Annotated in this window: 15 protein-coding genes; 13 read left to right on the top strand and 2 right to left on the bottom strand. The window is 33.8% G+C overall.

Annotation, left to right across the window (positions count from 1 at the left end; genetic code table 11):
* Positions 1-136: 136 nt before the first annotated feature.
* Together nifS and nifB are read right to left on the bottom strand one after the other, a co-directional pair.
* Positions 137-1,339, bottom strand: a complete 1,203-nt coding sequence (nifS, locus tag TERY_RS19875) for a cysteine desulfurase NifS (protein ID WP_011613472.1) — start codon at positions 1,337-1,339, stop codon at positions 137-139.
* A 510-nt stretch (positions 1,340-1,849) separates the two neighbouring features.
* Positions 1,850-3,319 carry a nitrogenase cofactor biosynthesis protein NifB gene (nifB, locus tag TERY_RS19870; RefSeq protein WP_011613471.1) on the bottom strand — a complete coding sequence of 490 codons (1,470 nt, stop codon included), beginning with the start codon at positions 3,317-3,319 and terminating at the stop codon, positions 1,850-1,852.
* Between the two features lie 1,406 nt (positions 3,320-4,725).
* Here nifB and cysE point away from each other — a divergent pair.
* The 13 genes from cysE to TERY_RS19810 all read left to right on the top strand — a co-directional run bounded on the left by cysE (position 4,726) and on the right by TERY_RS19810 (position 19,423).
* Positions 4,726-5,379 carry a serine O-acetyltransferase gene (gene cysE / locus TERY_RS19865; RefSeq protein WP_063823370.1) on the top strand — a complete coding sequence of 218 codons (654 nt, stop codon included), beginning with the start codon at positions 4,726-4,728 and terminating at the stop codon, positions 5,377-5,379.
* Positions 5,372-5,650, top strand: coding sequence for an Asr1405/Asl0597 family protein (locus tag TERY_RS19860; RefSeq protein ID WP_011613469.1), 279 nt, complete (start codon positions 5,372-5,374; stop codon positions 5,648-5,650). Before cysE ends, TERY_RS19860 begins: the two co-directional genes overlap by 8 nt.
* Positions 5,651-6,403: 753 nt before the next feature.
* Positions 6,404-6,595, top strand: a complete 192-nt coding sequence (locus TERY_RS19855; protein WP_011613468.1) for a DUF2949 domain-containing protein — start codon at positions 6,404-6,406, stop codon at positions 6,593-6,595.
* Between the two features lie 1,190 nt (positions 6,596-7,785).
* A complete protein-coding gene (locus TERY_RS33645) occupies positions 7,786-7,929 on the top strand; it encodes a hypothetical protein (RefSeq protein WP_155994518.1) in 144 nt (47 codons plus the stop codon).
* Between the two features lie 58 nt (positions 7,930-7,987).
* Positions 7,988-8,260, top strand: coding sequence for a nitrogen fixation protein NifZ (locus tag TERY_RS19850; protein ID WP_011613467.1), 273 nt, complete (start codon positions 7,988-7,990; stop codon positions 8,258-8,260).
* The gene (gene nifT, locus TERY_RS19845) at positions 8,257-8,457 is read left to right on the top strand and encodes a putative nitrogen fixation protein NifT (RefSeq protein ID WP_011613466.1); all 201 of its coding nucleotides are present in this window, start codon (positions 8,257-8,259) and stop codon (positions 8,455-8,457) included. The genes TERY_RS19850 and nifT overlap by 4 nt, the downstream gene beginning before the upstream one ends.
* A 2,150-nt stretch (positions 8,458-10,607) precedes the next feature.
* Positions 10,608-12,617 carry a molecular chaperone HtpG gene (gene htpG, locus TERY_RS19840; RefSeq protein WP_011613465.1) on the top strand — a complete coding sequence of 670 codons (2,010 nt, stop codon included), beginning with the start codon at positions 10,608-10,610 and terminating at the stop codon, positions 12,615-12,617.
* Between the two features lie 769 nt (positions 12,618-13,386).
* Positions 13,387-13,623 (top strand): 50S ribosomal protein L28, encoded by a 237-nt coding sequence (gene rpmB, locus TERY_RS19835; RefSeq protein WP_011613464.1) that lies wholly within the window; start codon positions 13,387-13,389, stop codon positions 13,621-13,623.
* A 922-nt stretch (positions 13,624-14,545) separates the two neighbouring features.
* Positions 14,546-15,514: a hormogonium polysaccharide biosynthesis glycosyltransferase HpsE gene (gene hpsE / locus TERY_RS19830; protein ID WP_011613463.1), complete on the top strand. Its 969-nt coding sequence runs from the start codon at positions 14,546-14,548 to the stop codon at positions 15,512-15,514.
* A gap of 66 nt (positions 15,515-15,580) precedes the next feature.
* Positions 15,581-16,630: a glycosyltransferase gene (locus TERY_RS19825; protein WP_011613462.1), complete on the top strand. Its 1,050-nt coding sequence runs from the start codon at positions 15,581-15,583 to the stop codon at positions 16,628-16,630.
* 292 nt (positions 16,631-16,922) lie between these two features.
* Positions 16,923-17,441, top strand: coding sequence for a hypothetical protein (locus tag TERY_RS19820; protein ID WP_370495921.1), 519 nt, complete (start codon positions 16,923-16,925; stop codon positions 17,439-17,441).
* 139 nt (positions 17,442-17,580) lie between these two features.
* Entirely contained in the window at positions 17,581-18,516 is a 936-nt protein-coding gene (locus TERY_RS19815) for a glycosyltransferase (protein WP_011613460.1), read from the top strand.
* 61 nt (positions 18,517-18,577) lie between these two features.
* On the top strand, positions 18,578-19,423 hold the full coding sequence (locus TERY_RS19810) for a sulfotransferase (RefSeq protein ID WP_011613459.1): 846 nt from the start codon (positions 18,578-18,580) through the stop codon (positions 19,421-19,423).
* The last annotated feature ends 223 nt before the right edge of the window (positions 19,424-19,646 follow it).

Below are 19,646 nucleotides of genomic sequence, written 5' to 3'. Positions count from 1 at the left end.
TGAGTTTATAGCGTGATTTACACCCCTTTTTTACCTCTACAATTATTGTTACTTAATCAACCAAGCTTTTCTGTTACTTTTACTACAAAGTGTAGTGTCAACATCAAGTGTAGCAATCCTTAAAAAAGGATAAATCTTAGGAGGATACAGTTGCTTGTTGTCGCTCTTGCAACCAATCAGCTTGATCGTTCTTAAAGGGAGATAAAGCACGCAAACGTTCTGCTATGCTCGGCATCACCGCCAGTACTTCCTCAACTTCTTGGCGAGTTGTATAACGTGATAGAGAAAAACGAATTGAACCATGTAAAACTGTATACGGCAGACCCATTGCCCGCAAAACGTGTGAAGGCTCAAGAGATCCAGAAGTGCAAGCCGAACCTGAAGAAGCACAGATACCATAATGGCTCAAATGCAGCAATATTGCTTCTCCCTCAATATACTTGAAACCAATATTAGTAGTATTAGGCAACCTTTGAATAAGATGACCATTAACAGCACAATCAGGAATAGTATTCAAAATACCATTTTCTAACAAATCGCGCAGTTCCCGTTCCTTGTCAATATGTGCCAAATGCTCCTTTGCCAACTCACAGGCTTTACCCAGAGCAATAATACCAGGTACATTTTCAGTCCCCGCACGGCGACCTCGTTCCTGATGTCCCCCAATTAATAACGGACGGAAGCGAGTACCGCGGCGCACATACAAAGCAGCAATACCCTTAGGTGCATGCAACTTATGACCAGACAAAGCTAACATATCTATAGTGCTATTTTTCATATCTAAAGGCACTTTTCCTACTGCTTGTACCCCATCAACATGGAACAGCGCACCATATTCTTTAGCTATCTGCCCAATTTTCTCTATGGGGAAAACTACCCCTGTTTCATTATTGGCATACATAACTGAAACTAGAGCAGTATTACCTGTAATAGCAGCTTCCAGTTCAGTTAAATCTATCATTCCCTGGCTATCTACTGATAGATAAGTAACTGTATACCCCTGCTTCTCCAAATACTTACAGAGACTCAAAACTGCTGGGTGTTCTACTTGAGTAGTAATAATATGCCGTTTATTAGGTTGAGCAGTAAGAGCAGCTCGAATAGCAGCATTATCACCCTCAGTACCACAACTGGTAAAAATAATTTCTGTATCTTCGGCGTTGAGTAAAGCTGCTACTTGCGATCGCGCTTTTCTCGTAGCCTTACCAACTTTTCCGCCAAAAGTGTGCATACTAGAGGGATTACCATAAAACTGACTCAGGTAAGGCAGCATTTCCTCTAACACTGCCTCATCAACTTTAGTGGTAGCGTTGTTGTCTAGATAAATAGTTTGTTGCATAGCTGACTAAAAATTTGAGGTGATGGTTGTAAGTAAGAACTAGTAAAGATAAAACAGTAGTCAAATATTTATAAACTACGCAAAAACCTATTTTATTGATGAAATTTCTATCAAGGCAATAAACTTGGTTTCTTCTTGAGGTGCGTAACTTCTGATATTATCGCTTTCTGACTAACTCTACTAGCTTTTATAAATTTGGAGATTGAAGCTAAAAATTGCTACAGCAATCTTTACAAGTAGGGTTTAAACCACTAAAGCCAATAATTTCCCAGCTTAGTCTTATTCTTTGACTATTTTTGAATATATCTATTCAAGAAATCAACTTGTTATATCATGTCCGGTGAAATAATTAGACTTTGGTGGCACAAATGCAAAAGGCACTTATGCATAATTCCTATTGTTACCACCTGATTTTATACACTAACAACATTACCGGACTTGATATTAAAAGCATTGGGAAACGCAAGAATTGCAGAAAATACATTAGCTAGTAATAGTTTAACTCATTACCTATGCTACTTGTAGTTGTCCGATGAATTGCTTATAGAAATCTAAAGCAACTGTTTCAATTACATCGTAAGTTTCAACCACCTTTAGTCCTGCATTGCGTACCTTTTCCTTTGGACTCTCACCAATTTTAGAAACAAAAACAGCTTTACAATCAGAAATTGCCTTGATGATATTCTCCAGACTTCCTTCTTCACCATAACCACCTAGACAATAGTGGTCAACTTTCCGGTGAGCAATAAATCTAGCTTTCACACCATCTACTTCATAGATCATAAACTCTTTAGCATGACCAAAGTGCTGATTAACTAATCCGTTACCCTTACTTGCTACTGCCAGTAGTATGGGCGGACCAGCTTCGGCAACTTTTTCAGTAGTTTGACCTGAAGCCTTAGCCTTTACTAGTTTACTGCGGAAACCTTCAATGCCAGCATGAAATTCTTTGCGCTTTTGTAGATCATACTCTGGAGTCATTTCCATGATCGCTTCTTTTGTGAATTCCTTACTACGGTCTTCACCTAAAAGACCAACTGCATCTGCACGACATTGACGACAGTGACGCATCATGTTCATACCACCAACATCACATTTGTCTTGTAATTCTTTTAGTTCTTCAGTAGTTGGGCCACGTTGACCATTTAAACCGAAGTAAGTACCATGTTCTGGTGAAGAAATTAGAGGCATAATGTTATGAATGAATGCACCCTTCGAGCGAACAACCCTATTAACTTCTTCTAGGTGTTTGTCATTAATACCAGGAATCATCACTGAGTTAACTTTGCAGAGAACATCAGCTTCTCTGAGCAAGTCTAAAGCTTCCATTTGCTTTTGATGCAGAATTTTGACTCCCTCAATTCCTCTATAGCGCTTCCGTTTGTAGTGAACCCAAGGATAAATCTTTACCCCGATTTCAGGGTCAACCATATTAATTGTTATAGTAACGTGGTCAATATTTAATGCTTTAATCCGATCTATATGATCAGGTAAAGCTAGACCATTGGTTGACAAGCAAAGCTTGATATCTGGAGCTTTCTCAGCTACAAGCTCAAAAGTACGAAATGTTTTTTCTGGGTTCGCTAATGGGTCGCCAGGGCCAGCAATACCCATCACTGTCATTTGCGGAATTTTTCCAGCAATTACTAGAGCTTTGTGAGCTGCTTCTTCAGGAGTTAGCAGTTCACTGACTACACCGGGACGACTTTCATTGGCACAGTCGTATTTCCGGTTACAGAAATTACATTGAATGTTGCAAGCTGGTGCAACTGGAGCGTGCATCCTTGCATAGTGGTGATGCGCTTCTTGACTATAACAAGGATGATTAGCAATGCGCTCTTGAATACTGGAGGCAACTTCTTGTTCGTTGCTTCCGCAACCCTTTGACGCGCAATCACCAGGTTGTTTTTCTGGAGTTGCTATCATGTTTGCGAAGCTGTTTACTGTTGGTTGGGAAGATACTTCTGTTGGCTGTAACATCTAGGTTTCCACTCTTATTATACTAGCTATCGCCGTGGGTGACGGATTACTCGCGTCGATACACTTTTTCTATTGACTTGAACATTGGCAGTGTTCTATCAGTGAATTAGGTGTCCGGCGTTATAGTGTTATACTTCTTATATCACCGGGTTTGAGCCTTACCTTTTGAAAAATCGTGGTTAGTGTTTATTATGATAATTAATTTTGTACTCAGATGCTTCTAATTCAGTGATTCCAATTATCTCAAGGTATCTAAATTTTTTTTTTGGGGTATAGGTACTTGTATTTTTTAAGTGGGGTATATGTATTTATGGGGTAATGGTACAGTAGTGTATGTACTCATGCTATAAGTCATATATATTAGTTATTTTGCTCTCTTTTTACTACCCTTTCTTTCTCTACACTTCTGTACTCATACACTACTTATTTTACTCAATCTTTTATTACTGTATACGATATATCTTTTTTTGGCTACTGTTGAGAACAAACAATATCTCAAAATATTCTAAATTAACAACTAAACCCCGGGACTTACCCAATAACAATATATATAGCTCCTGCATATTTAGCTCATAGCTGAGGCCAAGCTCTCCTTTTTCTGTCCTGTCTCATATCGCCAAACCATATAATTTTTAAGCTATTGCCCAACTCTTACTTATTTTATCCTTATAAAACCTCAACTACAAGTTTTTACTTTCTGTAATTAACTTAGCAGTTTTTTCAGAATTAAGCAGATAATTTTAAGATTTTTTTCCATATTTTTACTAGAGTTATGAGTTAAACTAAAGTTGAGTACAAGTTTAAGTTTAGGAGAAAACTCTACTTAAATCCTCGCAACCTCCTGAAATAGAAGTATTAAGCTTGAGTACAAAAATGCTAGTACATCGTTTAATAAATACTTGTACATACCACAAAAAATACTAGCACATATACCCCAAAATATATTTAAAACATATCTGTAATACCTTTCCCATCAAGATTTAAAAGCTTTGAGTACAAACCTAATAAATCTAATAAACACTGAGCAATAAATATTTCTCAGTAGTTTTCCATGGACTTGATATAAACATTAAAAAGCAAATATTCTTGTTAAATACGAAATCCTTTATTTGATTCATGAGCAAGAAATAACATCTCAAACCTCCCTATTATTGCAGATACCGATAACTGACCACTGATAACTGATAAATGAAATGACCACCTTACTGACTGACAATATCCGCACCTTACCTAATACAACTCACAATTCTACCTTGCAAAAATACCAAGGTAACTTGAGGTCTCAAAACAAACCAACGGTAGAGACTGAAGTTTCTCAAGAAAATCTAATATCAGAATCTAATAGAGAGCTTTCTTCCTCTTCTTGTTTTCATAGATTTTGGTACAAATATTTTATATTTCCTGAAATAGAGACAATTTTAACAGATTTTCAGATAATTTTCGAGCGAGACCCAGCAGCACGGAACTGGATAGAAGTCTTATGTTGCTATCCAGGTTTGCACGCTTTATTATTGTACCGTCTTGCTCATAAATTGCACTATCACAAAATACCTTTAATTCCAAGATTGATTTCTCATTTCGGACGATTCTTCACAGGAATAGAAATTCACCCAGGAGCACAAATTGGACAGGGAGTATTTATAGATCATGGTATGGGAGTGGTTATTGGTGAAACAGCAATTGTTGGAGATTACTCATTAATTTATCAGGGTGTCACTCTTGGTGGTACAGGAAAAGAAATTGGTAAACGCCATCCTACTATTGGTACAAATGTTGTAGTTGGTGCTGGTGCCAAAGTATTAGGAAATATCAATATTGGTAATAACGTTCGTATCGGTGCTGGTTCCATTGTATTGCGTCATGTTCCTTCTGACTGCACCGTTGTTGGTATACCTGGTAGAGTCGTATCAAAATCTAGCGAACGGACTGAAGTTCTCGATCATGGAAAATTCCCAGATACTGAAGCTACCGCAACTCGTGCTTTAGTTGAGAAAATTCAGCAACTTGAAGAAAAATTACAAACTCTTATAGGCGAGACAAGGAAAAATAATAATGTTTAATAGTCATAATTTTAACCCTCATGCCAAATATCTGACTAAAATCGTGAATCTTTCTCAAATAGACCGCTGGTTTATTCACCATCGCTTACAAGAGCTAAGGATTAATAGTTGGTGTACTCACAATGGTGATTTATTAGTAGAAGTCAACAACTGCACCGATGCTATTCTGCTCCAAAGCACTATTAAGCAATTTCTTGCTCCTCAGGCAGAATTAGTAGACTGGTTAGAAAGATGTTGGAACACTGAAGTTTTTCCTAAATACAACTATTAATTTTTACGCCTGCGACCGGAAATTCTGTACTGTAATTTGTAATTCTGCATCAAAATGAAAATTGATGTCAAGTATAGAATACCAATCTTGACATCATAGTCTATTCTAAAATGCTACTGAAATATAGGACGAGCTCAAACAAAAAAAAGTCAAAAGTTATAATTTGCTATTAATTAATACAATTACCTTTTAGCAAAAACATTATACTAGTTTGAAAGAAGGCTAAAACCAGTAAACACTTCTCCTTTTCATATTTCAATAGTGCCAGTAGATTCAATTTATCAGAATATCCCTGAATTTTGAATACAAATACAGGATGCTAGAAAAAAAGATAACAATGATCAACCAATAATCATACAAAAGGATCAGCATCCAAACATAATCAATGGTTATATTGTGTGAGATACTTTTCAACTAGCAAACCTAACACAGACTAAAAAGTAATTTTGTGAGCATAAGTCAGTAGACTCTAAGGTTTAATCAAATGTTATCCAAAGACTACAAACTACTATGGATAACTTCAATAAGCCCGATCAAAATAGTAAGACAATTATTATACCTCAATTCAAGGAGAAGCATTATCAGAATCAGAATTAGTTAAAAAAGTTCTCAGGGTTTCCTTGGATGAATGAACCCGGGTAGTCGCGTCAGCGTAACCTCGGGAGTATATCAATAAAAAATACCTACTGGTAATAGATACAGATTTATTTTCTTGCTCTATTACCTTTAATTTAAAACTTAAGGATGGTAACTATGGAAGGCGATAGCACAACTAATCTATTAATTAATTTTTTGCAGGAAGAACTAGCTCTTTCCCCAGCAGCAATTTCTGTAGCACGGAAACATAGTGAAACTTCTTGCGGTCCTCTACCAATGGTTCTCTGGAAGTTGGGTATGATTTCTCTTCATCAACTCCAGCAAATTTTTGATTGGTTAGGGTATTGAATTAATCAAAAAATAATTATACACTATACTATATAATATAGTAACTATTATTACTCTTATAACCCTTGATGCCAGAAAAATTTTATCCCATCTTGTAAATCATCAAAATCTTTTGGCAGTTACAGATTAAATTAGAGCAGTGACGAGAATATCCTAAGCACCTTAGCAACTACTATAGCTGAAAAAGGAGACTCCACCAAGCAACTTGCCTTCACATATACATGAAATCTATGCCTAACAAAACTCTAACTACAATACCATAAGCAAAAAAACTCTGATGGCTTAACACGCAGAGAATAACAGATATTTTGATCACTGGGGGTTAAGTTTATCGAATGCTGCAGTTCGGCATGACCGTAAACTTAGAGGAATTTTTACAAAAAAAATTAGCTCTCTATTGTTTCGTCTGCGTATCAGGCTACTTTTTAGTTGATTTTATTTGAATACAATAAGTTACCCTAAATTTGAGTTAAAAACTCACATTATTAGTCCCTATATTTAAGCATTATATCTATGCAACAATAGAGTAAAAATACTGAGAATACAAAGCCCGCTCATGGTTTGGTTCGTATTGTCTGGAATGAGACTCTAGCGTTCTGTCAGAAACACAAGTTAGTAGAGAAGAAGTCTGTTAACTCCCTCGCTACAAAAACAGTTTATTACTCAAGCTAAAAAGACTGAACATAGAGAATGGTTATGGTAAGTTTTTGCAATACCATTACAACAATGTTTTTACTGTACTATTAAAACAATTTTGAAATGATTTCAACTAAGCTGATCATTTTTAAAATTAACCAAAGGCAAAAAACTCTCTTGGCTGAATGGTTTTTCCCATTTTCCAATACTTGCTATAGCTGCGCTCACCCTTAATATTTGCTATAAAATCTGAGAATTTATAATTGTCGAAGGTGTCCCTTATTAATATCTTGAGATTTAAAGGCAAGTATTAAAGTAAAAGGTACTCTCGGCTAGACCGTCAATGCCTATGGATGATCAGGCCTATTGGCCTCAAAAGAAGCAAAAATTAAACATTCAGTGAGCAAAGGTGACGTTTTGTACTAATTTGATAAAGCAGCAGACAGTATTAACTGATAACTGATAACTAAAATAGCAGCGATCGCTACTTTTTTTCCAAACATGAATATGTAATAATTCAGAATGAGATGTTACTTTTTTATGTAAAAAAAATTATGATAACGGCTGCAGATGATGCAGATAATATAGCAGTAGCTAGGGCAGTTAAAACATTCTCGTGCCTCTTAAGGAAGGAACGTAGTTGGGAATTTAACTTCGCGCCTTCTGACTTCGCACCTTCTGACTTTAGCTTAATCTAGTGTCAATTAAAAATTGTAGAAAAAATAGTAAATTTATCAGTATCAGCGAGGTAACTAAATGAAAGCAGATGAATTTATAGAATTAGATGGACCCCCTGCATTTGAGCTCGAACAAAAAGTCAGGGTTTCTAAACTAGTTCGTAATGATGGTACTTTCCCCGGAAAAAACCGAGGTGACATTCTTTTGGAAGGAGGAGAGGTCGGTTATATTTGTGGTATCGGTACCTTCTTACAAAAATTTTATATTTATTCAGTGCATTTCATCAAAAAAGGAATGGTTATCGGTTGTCGTCAAAATGAAATTGAACTTGTGGAGGAAAACTACTCATGAAAGTAATGTTACGCAATAATGAAGCAGGAAAATTAGAAGTTTATGTTGCTAAGAAAGACTTGGAAGAAGAAGTTGTCTCACAAAAAATTGAGGGAGACAATAAAATTTTAACTTTAGGAAATGGTTGGGAATTATCTATCCCTAAAGACCAACCAGAAAAATTACCCACAACAATAGAAGCTAAGAGATTAGACTAAAATTTTCTTTTTTTCCATGGTTACTCCTTATTTTTTGACCACCAGATGAGATTTATATCTTGTTTTGGTGGTTTTTTTTGTTACAGGACTTACTCATAACCATTGTTGTCGGTTTTGTATTATACCAAATCTCCATATCACCTCAATTAAGCACGACAAAATATAGTATTAAAATACAAGTCAAAATTTAAAAGTCAAAACTCAAAAATCAAAACTCAAAAATCAAAACTCAAAAATCAAAACTTAAAATAAAATTATAGTGGTCAATAGGGGTTAACAATTCAGTCAGTATTTATACTTAATATTTCTCTGATAATTCGACTCCTCATCAAGATAAATTAAAGAGAATTCGTTTAGTATAAATATTTAACCAAGCTACAAATTTTTACTAATTTTTATGTTATAAATTGAAGTCTTATTTTGTCTTTGTTTATCAGCTATCAGTTAAACTAACTTCATTAAGGTTACCACCTAACAACCTTTTTCAATTTATTATAACTAACTTCTAATAATAAGTGTTTATAATAGTTTTTTTCTAATAGCAGCACTTTCAAATACTAATAGAGTATAAGCCCTTTTAATAGTAAGTATAGTTTTGAATTCAGTGCAGAATATTGATAATTGATGATTAAGTATCATTAAACAATCTCATCTAAGGAACTAAAAATATAGTCTTTCTGGTTTAAATTGAGACGAGGTTTTGTTGCTGTAAAATATTTTTGGCTACAAAAATGTTTCATTCTTACTCGGAAAACTATAATAATTAATAATCCCATTAATTTTCTATGTGGCAGCTTTATTTAATTCAGGAGAAAATGAAAGGGTGCTGTTTCTTTTTGAGAAACATTCTATAAATGCGTCCCTAAAATGTGGACAAATTCAAAGAAATTGTTCTAAATCTAGTATTTTGGGATTATCTCCTTTTGAGCACCTATTTTTACTTTTATATCCCCAGTTTCTTTTCTTCTATATAACTAAATATTAATAATATTACTACTAACCTTAAATATAAAACTTACTTGATAATACTCATTCCACCATCAATAGCACTAATAAATTTTTGTCTTCAGTCATAGCTATGCTATAAGGATAAGATATAATCTTTCCTAAATGGTTTTTAAATCATTAAATCATAATCTTTGCTTCGACTGCTATCAATTACTTCAATAGATTCTAAAATAAATTTAGCTTTCCCCAGTAAATCCCGTCCTAGCCCATCATAAATCGTAATCACACTATTAGTAAAAAGATATAAAATCTAATTAAGTTATCATTTAATTCGACCTCATTTGATTCCGTGATAATTTTATTTTTAGAACTAAATATTAAAGATAAATTACTTTTTTTAAAATAACAAGAATTTAATAAAAATTACCTATTAAATTTCTCAAAAAACTAGTTACTTATGGTTGTGATTAACACATATATTTTTGTAGTTTTAGACTTGATTTGAGAGCAAAGTTTTATTACTTAATCATACCCAATTAAAGATTACTATAAAAGTACAGTATTATTCTCAAGTTTCATTCTATAATCAAATTAAGGTTTTACTATCTTTGATAAATTGATTCATCTATTTTATTTATAAAAAACATATTTTTGTTAATGCACAACGAGTCATAAATTAGAATAAAATAACTCTGGGTATGATAGCTGATAGCTAAATGCTTAGGAAAAGTTTTTGCTCAATAGAGCGCGATCGCACAAAAAAAATAGCTAGGTATTGCTCTATTTGCCGTAAATATATTTAGTGTCTTTGTTTAGGTCCTGTAGATATGAAATTAATTAATTTAAATACTTATAAAAATATTTAGTTATTTCAAACCACTACCTATTATAGTATAGTTTCCTAGGTAGTGAAATCCGAATCAGATATTTGGTACAATCCCTGTTTAAAAAAAACACTCCATAAATCACAATCATAAAATAGTATTGAGGTAAGCTTTTAGCTATTAGCATTTCCCTTATGGAATTACCTGGAAATAGCCACCAAATAATCGAATGTAATAACTTACTAAGGTAATCAAATGTCCAATTTCATTATACTCCACTCCTTGAAGGATAATTCCCTTTTGGTATGATGAAAAATTAATAACTAATAGCTAATAGCTGAAGACTTACAATGTTCAACTAGATAAAATAGATAAACTATGGCTACAACACTAGAAAAAGGTCAAATCAGTATTCATACTGAAAATATCTTCCCAATTATCAAAAAATCTCTTTATACCGACCATGAAATTTTCTTAAGAGAATTAGTATCTAATGGTGTAGATGCTATTGCCAAACTAAAAATGGTGGCTAGAACTGGAGAGTATAGTGGTGATGTTACTAACCCAGAAATAGAAATCAAAATAGATAAAGATAATCAAAGTATTTCCATTACCGATAATGGTATTGGTATGACTACCGATGAGATTAAAAAATACATTAATCAAGTTGCTTTTTCTAGTGCCGAAGAATTTATAGAAAAATATAAAGGTAGTGAGAATGACGCCATTATCGGTCATTTTGGTTTGGGTTTTTACTCCTCTTTTATGGTAGCCAAAAAGGTAGAAATTGACACCCTTTCCTATCAAGAAGGAGCCCAAGCTGTTCATTGGAGTTGTGACGGTTCTCCTGAATTTGAAATATCAAATTCAACTCGTACAGAACGAGGTACAACTATTACCTTAACCCTCCAAGATGAAGAAAAAGAATATATTGAATCTACTCGCATAAATCAGTTAATTAAGACTTACTGTGATTTTATGCCAGTGCCCATCAAATTTGAGGGTGAAGAAGTTAATAAACATAAAGCAATATGGCGAGAGTCTACTCAGAATGTGACTAAAGATGATTATTTAGAATTATATCGTCATCTTTATCCTTTTCAAGAAGATCCTCTTTTATGGGTTCATCTTAATACTGATTACCCTTTTATTGTTAATGGCATTCTTTATTTTCCTAAATTAAAGCCAGATGTAGATGTTACTCAAGGCAATATTAAATTGTTCTGTAATCAAGTATTTGTTACTGACCATTGTGAGGAAATTATTCCTAAATTTTTAATGCCATTACGAGGAGTAATTGATAGTACAGATATTCCTTTAAATGTTTCTCGGAGTTCTTTATTAAGCAATAGAACTGTTAGGAGAATTGCAGATTATATAGCTAAAAAAGTAGGCGATCGCCTCAAAGAACTTTATCGTGATGAGCGGGATAAATATATTAGTGGTTGGCAAGATGTTGGTACATTTGTTAAGTTTGGTGCCCTCAATGATGATAAGTTTAAAAAGCAAGTAGAAGATATTGTAATTTTCCGCACTACAGCCCAATTAAATAAAGAGGAAACAACTGAAACTGAAGCTAAACCAGCAGTAGAAGTACAAGCAGAAGGAGAAGATGTTTGGCAAGAAGTAGCTCCAGAAACTTCTGAAGTTAAAAATACTGACCAACAAGGTTTTTATTACACAACTCTCAAAGAATATTTAGAACGTAATAAAGAACGTCATGAAAACCGGGTTTATTATTGTACTGAACCAGCATCTCAAGCAACTTATGTAGAGCTACATAAAAACCAAGGGTTAGAAGTTTTATTCCTTGACTCTTTCATAGATACTCACTTTATTAGCTTCCTAGAAAGAGAATATCAAGATGTTAAATTTTCTAGGGTTGATTCAGATTTAGATGATACTTTAATTGATAAAGAAAATCAATCCGAAATAGTTGACCCAACTACTAATAAAACTCGCAGCGAACAAATTAAAGAGTTATTTGAAAAAGCCCTCAATAAACCAAAAGTAAATGTTAAAGCTCAGGCATTAAAATCAGAAGATGCCAAAACTACTCCTCCAGCAATAGTATTATTACCAGAAGCAATGCGAAGGCTACGGGACATGACAGCTTTATTCCAACAGGAAAAAACAGAATTTCCCGAAGACCACGTTTTGTTAGTTAATACAGCCCACCCGCTAATTCAGAATCTTGCTAATATTAATCAGGGTAGTATTATTCAAGGCAGTGGAGAATCTCCATCAGCAGAATTAGCAAAAGAAATTTGTTATCATGTTTATGATTTAGCCCTAATAGCACAGAAAGGTTTTGGTGCTGAGGGGATGAAAGAATTTATCGAACGGTCTAATAAAGTATTGACTAAATTAACAGAACATGCAGTCTAGATTTTACTAAGTCTTTTGGGGCTGAAAATTCTATCTAGCAGTCTAAGCATAGGGCGGGGACAAGCAGTTTACCTTGAGGTACTTTCGGGAGAAGCTCTACATTACATTAATGTCCTCCCCAGCTATTAGCCATGGGAGAATTTCTTGGGAGCCAAAGCCCCTTTACAGGTTAATGTTTTCCTATCCCAAAGCTCCGCGCTCTCTCAGACTGCTTTACCTTCTCCTCTTGCTTCCCTTCCACCAGGACGATAGGGATAGTTTACTTTAACCTTGTACATTAATTTTTTGTCTTGGACTCCGCACCCAGGACTAATGACTAATATATTTATCTATGAAGCTCTTGGCTTTAAGCTAAATTTTTCGATGACATTTTCGATAATATTTTTGATATCTTATTTCCCCATACTTTGAGTACTAATAATTATTAACGATACATAGTGAAATTAATTTACTGAGGCGGTATCTCCCAATGCCTACTGTAAAAATTTGTAGATGCTTTTAAGTACTTACATCGCCTTGGTGGAGCGGCGCTCACAGAAGTTGAATTATATGGCCAGGCGTTTAGAGAAGCTATCAGGAATTAAATTACTTAGTGGGCTAGCTTCACACTACAAACTACTTTTATTATCTAATTATACTACAATCAGTTAAGCTTGATTAGTATGCCATATCGGTATATATCAATTTACATCACTAAATGTTACCAAATCAGTAATAGTTAAAGCCCTATACAATAGAAATATTGTCATTAAATTATTAGGATCACACCATGAGTCGTAAGTGTCAATTAACTGGAAAAAAAGCTAATAATGGCTATTCAGTTTCTCACTCCCATATTCGTACCCACAAATTACAACACGCAAATCTCCAGTGGAAAAAAGTGTGGTGGCCACAAGGTAAGAAGTGGGTGAAGCTAAAATTATCTACCAAAGCTATCAAAACTTTACAAAGCAAAGGCATACAAGCTATGGCCAAACAAGCTGGTATTGACTTGAATAAGTTTTAATGTTTCTGTTCCTGTAACGGTCTAATTTAGCCCTGTTATTATCAACTTTGACTCTTCACGGACTAAAGTCCCATAGATTCTAAAAGTTGTTAAAACAGGGGATCAATGTCTATTTTAACTTGTCTTTAAATATTAGGTTATTGCTGGAGATAACTGCTAGGGATTTTAATTTTTTATCTCATCGGCAATTGATCTAAAGGGAGCTTTATATAAGTCAATTGTATATATTTTATGCCAGAAATATCAGGATTTGACTCTTTGATGAATGGCTGCTACTGTTAAGTTAGGAAAAAGTACTTAGGGGTCAAAATAAATAGTTTAAACATTATTATGTTCCCTTGAATGTTCCTTTTTTAATGAAAGGAAAATCTGATTATATTTTCTTAGTTTATCCTGATTATTATAAGATTATTTTTTTTATCTTTGGTATGATATTAATTCCTATGTATTAATTTTATGCTTAGGTAAAACTTCAATGATTAAGTAATTAATACACTAGACCGAATAACTTTTTTGATAATTGTGAGCTGGGAGAATATTAATTTTATTGAGGTTTATTTTTCCCCTGCTTTTAAAGACCTAAATCTGTTAGATATAAAGTCCTTACCTCTATTCAAAGTGCTAAGTTCAAAAGTTTTGAGAATGAGTATTATTGAAGACTTCTAAAAATTAAGTTCTGGAAAAGAAAATTTTGTTTTTAGGGATTTTAACTATACAATTTCAATTTAACTAGAATACTGTTGCCATAGCTATTGTCTTGGGGTGGGGAAGATATCAAGTTTGCTTAATCAAAAATTATCAAGCTTTGGTTTTTCCTAAAAAGCTCTATATTGAATTAGTAGTTTACGAAAATATACTATTATTGTATTAGTTTAATAGGTTTTCAATGATACAATTACTTAAATATTGAAAATAGACAATTATGATTGATTTTACTATTGCAATTCCTACTTACAATGGCGCAGAAAAATTACCATTAGTTCTAGAAAAACTAAATTCTCAAATCAATACAGAGAAATTATCGTGGGAAGTAATTGTTGTAGACAATAACAGCCAAGATAATACAGAACAAGTCATTAGAGAATATCAAAAAAACTGGCATCAAGAAAATAGATTAAAATATTTTTTTGAGGAGAAACAAGGAGCAGGTTTTGCTAGAAAAAAGGCTGTTCAAGTAGCAATTTCTCCTTTAATTGGTTTTCTAGATGATGATAATATTCCTGCAGAAAATTGGGTTGCAGCAGCTTATGAGTTTGCTCAAAAATATCCCAAAGCAGGTGCTTATGCTAGTCAAATACATGGAGATTTTGAGGGAAAATTACCTCCTAATTTTAATCGAATTCAACCATTTTTTGCTATTACTGAAAGGGGGGGTAAACCATTACTATATAAACCTAAATCAAAAGTAATACCTCCGTCCGCAGGATTAGTAATTCGGAAGAAAGCTTGGTTAGAAAGTGTTCCAAAGCACTGTATTTTGAGTGGTAGAAAACCAGGTTCAATGTTAACAGGTGAGGATACAGAAACTATTGGTTATATTCAACAAGCAGGTTGGGAAATTTGGTATAATCCGAGCATGGAGGTAACTCACAAAATTCCTAAAAATAGATTGGAAAAAGATTATTTAATTAGTTTTTTCTGTGGTATTGGTTTGAGTCGTTATGTAACTCGAATGTTAGGGGTTAAGTCTTGGTTAAAACAATTAGTTTTATTGGCTTATATGGCTAATGATACTCGGAAAATTATCTGTCATTTACTTAAATATAATTTAAAGTTAGGAACAGATCTAGTAGCAGCTTGTGAATTAGAGTTATATATTAATAGTTTAATTAGTCCTTTTTATCTGTGGAAAAATGGTTATTTCGCAGATTTAGAAAAAAATCAATATTAAGCCATAGCATCTAGGGTAGTTTGAATGAAATTACTCAAATACAAATATTAGTTAATTTAAATTTAGATGAAAGTTATTGCTTGGCCAGCATTTAAAACGAAGCATAAAAATCCCTATAACTGGCTGTTATATTCTCAAATAGTTAAACAAGGGGTTACGGTGACAGAGTTTTCTCTCAGCAAGCTTTTGCGCCAAGAATACCATATTTTTCATCTTCATTGGGCAATGGAAACTATTGTGCGTCACCCAAACCGAGCTGTAGCAGCTTTGCGGGCTATAGCTATGCTCTTGGCAATAGACTGGGTTAGGGCTAGAGGAACAAAGATTATTTGGACAATTCACGACCGACGGCCTCACAGTTTACTACATCCTCAATTAGCCGCATGGTTTCAGTCAGAGTTCGTTAAGCGGGTAGACGGTTGTATCAGTCATTGTCAAGCAAGCAAAGAGTGGGCTATGTCGACATGGACATATTTGAGCGATCGCCCCCATACAATTATTCCTCATGGCCATTATCGAGAGTTTTACCCTAATAGTATAAGTTGTGAGACAGCTAGAGCTAATTTAGATATTCCTTCTGAGTACCATTTACTTTTGTTTCTGGGTTACATTGACTGCTACAAAAATGTGCCTCATTTGGTCAGAATTTTTCGAGAGTTGGCGCCCACAAATTGGATGTTGTTAGTGGCAGGTAAGCTAGAAGTTCCAGAGCTTGGTGCTCAGATATCTGAGGCAGCAGGAAATGATTTTGCTGTGAGGTTAAAGTTTGGGTATATACCCGATGAACAGTTACAAACATATTTTAAGGCTGCAAGTTTAGTTGTTTTACCGTTTCAAGAGATTTTAAATTCAGGTAGCACATTATTGGCTCTTTCTTTTAATTGTCCTGTGTTGGTACCTGAGGAGGGAGGGATGGCAGAATTACAGGAACAGGTAGGACAAAATTGGTTAAAATTATATCAAGGGGAGTTAACAACAGAGGTTTTAAAGTTAGGTTTGGAGTGGGCTTTGGAGCAGGGGCGATCGCCACAGGCTAATTTAGAACAGTTAGAATGGTCGATATTAGGTCAGCAGACTATAGAAACTTATGAAAATATTGTCAACTTCTATTCTTAAATAATTCTTGTACAGTTAGGGAAGATACATGAGTTTATCTGCATTTAAACGTTACGTAAAAGAAATAGGTAATTATGGATTATATCTATGGCAAAAACCACTTTGACCATCAAATAAATTTGTAATTTTTGGCAGGGGGCGTTCTGGTAGTACGCTGTTAGTAAACCTCTTAAATAGTCAAGATAAAGTTCATTGTGATTATGAAATATTACACGATCGTCTTTTATTTCCTCGTAGTTATATAGACTTATGTGCTTTGCGTTGTAAATCTAGAGTTTATGGTTTTAAACTTTTGAGTTATCAAGTTAGAGATGTGCAACCTATTTCCGATCCAGAGAAGTTTTTATTTAGTCTATATGAAAATGGTTATAAGTTTATTTATTTAACTCGTAGTAATTTAGTGGCTCATGCCCTATCTAATATTAATGCTAGCCTGAAACAAAAATTTCACCACCGTTCTTGTGAAGGTGAACTGGAGTACAAACCGATATTGGTAGAAATTGAAGAAGTATTTCAAAGGATTCAATATAGCGAAGAACTGGGAGAGTATGAAAAGAAATTACTGAAGAAAATACCCCACATTAGTATTACATATGAGGAGAATCTGCTTGACAGGGAATGTCATCAAAAAACTGTAGATAAAGTTCTAGAATTATTTAATTTACCCTCAAATCCTGTGAAAACTAATCTGGTCAAGTTAATGCCATTAGATCTTTCAAAAATGGTAGAAAATTATGAGGAGTTAATTCAAGCAATTAAAAAAAGTAAGTACGCACATTTTATTAAGGATAATAGCTTAAATAGCTACTAGCTAGTTTGGCTTAATTTGATTGGTAAATAATAAGTTTTAACTATTAATATCTATTTATTTTGATGTTTTCTCTACTGCTCTATGGCTTCATGCTTGATCAATTTATAAACTGCTAGAAAAAAGTTTTATTAGACTATTTATGTCTTCAATTGAAATTCAAAAAAATATTCAACCAATAGTTTCTGTGGTTATATGCACTCATAATAGAGCTGATAGGTTGATTTTAGCTTTAGAAGGACTGGTAAAACAGTCTTTTCCTAATCAAAATTTTGAAGTTTTAATTATAGATAATGTTTCTGAGGATAATACTAAAGAAATAGGCGATCGCTATCAAGAAAACTATTCTAATTTTCGTTATATATATGAACCAGTACTGGGACTGTCAAGGGCTCGTAATTTAGGTTTAAGTCTGGCCAAAGGTAAATATGTTGCATATTTAGATGATGATGCTATTCCTTGTGAGGAATGGTTAGAGTCGATATTAGATAGTTTTACAACGGTTAAACCATCTCCAGTATGTGTTGGTGGACCTATTTATGGGTTATGGGAAATTCCTAAACCAGACTGGATAGATAAAACTATGGAGGATTTTTTTACTGTACTTGACTATGGCTCACAACCTAAGTGGTTTAAAACAAATAAATTTCCCTATGGGGCAAATATGGCATATACCAAGGAGTCTCTCAAAAATGTGGGGGGTTTTAATGAAAAGTTAGGCCGTCAAGGAAAAAAACTATTATCCCAAGAAGAGTTATTACTAAATTTAACTTTAGAACAATTTGGTGGGAAGTTTTATTACAACCCTAAAGCGTCTGTGCAGCATTGGGTACCGAAGGAAAGAATTAATGCTAAATGGTTGTTGAGTCGCAGTTATTGGCAAGGCCGGTCTGATGCGATCGCTGATCAGATAATAGGTAAGTCCATAACTCGTGAATATCTAGAAAGTTTGTGGAATTTACTTAATTTAAAAAGAGTTATTGCACAATTTTGGCCACAAAGTAGAGTACGATTAACAACTAGGTGTCGTATTTGGCGTAGTTGGGGTTATTTTGTACAGGTCTGGTTTAATAAATAAGAAAAAATGGAGAATATTTTGATTTTTGCGTTTATAATTTTTCATTAATTAAAAGGTGATTATGAAACCAAAACTTCAAGCACCTATTTTTATTTTTGGATGTCCTCGTTCTGGGACAACATTATTACAAAGTATATTGGCAACTCATCCTGAAATAGCTTCTTTTCCTGAAACTAAGTTTTTTCTCTATGGAGTAGCTAAGTATGAGCCTAAGCGAAAAAAATTTGGATTAATTTCCCGGCGTTTAAAACCACATTTAAATCAATACTTTAAAAATCAAATTAATCGCCCAGAAATGTTAAAATATTTTCCTAAAATTCCCATTCTAGATTTTATAGATTTATATACTCGTAGTTTTATTAAGGTCTTAAATATTTTAACTGTAGAAGAAGGTAAGAGTCTGTGGCTAGAAAAAACACCGGACCATTTGCTTTATTTAGACTACATAGAAAAGATGTTACCTGAAGCTAGAATGATCCATCTTTTAAGAAATGGTTCTGATGTGGTAGCTTCTTTGTATGAAGTGACTCATAAATATCCTCAAGAATGGTATGGGGCATGGGACATAAACCGCTGCCTAGAAAGATGGAAGGAGTCAATAGAAATTAGTATGAAGTATTCTCAGAAATCTAATCATATTTTGCTGAGTTATGACGAGCTTGTTACAAATACTTCTGCTATGATCAAGAGGGTATGTAATTTTCTATCTCTAGAGTTTGATGAAACGATGATCACAAGTTACAGTCAAGCTGCTACGTTTTTAAGTTCAGAGAAAGGGGGGAGAACAGTTAGTCAGGAAATTAAAAAATTTGGTTCTGACAAGTTCAATAAAATCTTTGATGAATCTCAGAAGCAATATATATTGGATAATATTTCTGGGTTTAACTTAGAATTATTAAAATCATAGGACTATATTGACATACTTCTCGGTGTCAACTCCTGGGGCGGAGGATGAAATTAGGATCCAATGTTCAAGGAGTCTACTTTTATTAAATATTTTGCCTCGTCTCATGGGTAGTAGGTTGCTCTCCCTAAGCTTTGGCTCTATTTCAATAGCCTGCTTCTGTTTTTAATTCAGGGAGAGGAAAAAAATCTAGACCTAGTCAAGCTAAAATATTAATTTAAGTCAA

Origin of the sequence: Trichodesmium erythraeum IMS101 (assembly GCF_000014265.1) — a bacterium.
Classification (GTDB): Bacteria; Cyanobacteriota; Cyanobacteriia; order Cyanobacteriales; family Microcoleaceae; genus Trichodesmium; species Trichodesmium erythraeum.
This window is presented reverse-complemented; position numbering and strand designations above follow the sequence as displayed.